The organism is Pseudomonas sp. LSJ-87 (genome assembly GCF_032971465.1).
In the GTDB taxonomy this organism is placed as follows: Bacteria; Pseudomonadota; Gammaproteobacteria; order Pseudomonadales; family Pseudomonadaceae; genus Aquipseudomonas; species Aquipseudomonas putida_Z.
Genome location: NZ_JAWJYQ010000034.1, coordinates 1 through 1,796 on the forward strand (window position 1 = coordinate 1; position 1,796 = coordinate 1,796).

Consider the following 1,796-nt stretch of genomic DNA (forward strand, 5'->3'; position numbering starts at 1 on the left):
CGGTGGTGCGCCGACAAACCCGATGTCGTTTTCACCTTTACGTTAACGTAAACCTGCATGCGCTTACTGTCAATCGACTCATCACCTTTACGTAAACGTAAATCTGCGCCAGAGTATTCCCGCTTGCTTCAGTCGTGCCCAGAACAACCACAAGAAGGGACACCCATGAGTCAACCAAGCTATACCCGCGGTCGCCAGGACCAAGCCTTGCTGACCCAGACCATCGGCCAGGCCTTCGACGCCACCGTGGCCCGTTGTGCCGACGGCGAGGCCCTGGTGTCGCGCCATCAGGGCCTGCGCTACAGCTGGCGGCAGTTGGCCGAGCAGGTCGAGGTGCATGCTCGTGCCCTGATGGCCCTGGGCGTGAACACCGGCGATCGGGTCGGCATCTGGTCGCCCAACTGCGCCCAGTGGTGCATCCTGCAGCTGGCCAGCGCCAAGGTCGGCGCGATTCTGGTCAACATCAACCCGGCCTACCGCGTGGGCGAGCTGGAATACGTGCTGCGCCAGTCCGGTTGCCGCTGGCTGGTGTGTGCCGATGCCTTCAAGACCTCCGACTACCACGCCATGGTCCAGGAACTGGCGCCGGAGCTGGCCAGCGCCATCCCGGGTGAAATGGCCAGTGCACGCCTGCCCGAACTGCGCGGTGTGGTCAGCCTGGCCGCCAACCCGCCGGCAGGCTTCCTGCCTTGGCAAGCGCTGGCCGAGCGGGCAGGGCAGACCTCCGTCGAGGCTTACGCGAAGCGCCAGCAAAGCCTGCAGTTCGACCAGCCGGTGAACATCCAGTACACCTCCGGCACCACCGGCGCACCGAAGGGCGCCACGCTCAGCCACTACAACATCCTCAACAACGGCTTCATGGTCGGCGAAAGCCTGGGTCTGACCGCACGCGACCGCATGGTGGTCCCGGTGCCGCTGTACCACTGCTTCGGCATGGTCATGGCCAACCTCGGTTGCATCACCCATGGCAGCACCATGATCTACCCCAACGACGCCTTCGACGCCGAGCTCACCCTGCGCGCCGTGGCCGAAGAGCGCGCGAGCATTCTCTATGGCGTGCCAACCATGTTCATCGCCATGCTCGACCACCCCGCGCGCGCGCAAATGGACCTGTCGACCCTGCGCAGCGGCATCATGGCCGGCGCCACTTGCCCGATCGAGGTGATGCGCCGGGTCATCGACCAGATGCACATGGCCGAAGTGCAGATTGCCTACGGCATGACCGAAACCAGCCCGGTGTCGCTGCAGACCGGCCCGGACGACGACCTGGAGCTGCGCGTGACCACCGTCGGCCGCACCCAGCCGCAGCTGGAGAACAAGCTGGTGGACGCCGACGGCTGCATCGTCCCGCGTGGCGAGATCGGCGAGCTGTGCACCCGCGGCTACAGCGTGATGCTCGGCTACTGGGACAACCCCCAGGCCACGGCAGATGCCATCGACCCGGCCGGCTGGATGCATTCGGGCGATCTGGCGGTGATGGACGAGCACGGCTATGTGCGCATTGTCGGGCGCAACAAGGACATGATCATTCGCGGTGGCGAGAACATCTACCCGCGTGAACTGGAAGAGTTCTTCTACACCCACCCGGCGGTAGCTGATGCGCAGGTGATCGGCATCCCGTGCAGCCGTTATGGCGAGGAAATCGTCGCCTGGATCAAGCTGCACCCGGGGCACAGTGCCACGGTCGAGGAACTGCAGGGCTGGTGCAAGGCGCGCATTGCACACTTCAAGGTGCCGCGGCATATCCGCTTTGTCGACGAGTACCCGATGACGGTGACCGGCAAGGTGCAGAAGTT

1 protein-coding gene is annotated in these 1,796 nt (G+C 64.5%); it reads left to right on the forward strand.

Annotated features, from left to right (window positions below; genetic code table 11):
* Nucleotides 1-165 precede the first annotated feature (165 nt).
* Nucleotides 166-1,796 (forward strand): AMP-binding protein (locus tag RYH74_RS19865; protein WP_317409967.1); only part of this gene is annotated, 1,631 nt, incomplete at its 3' end.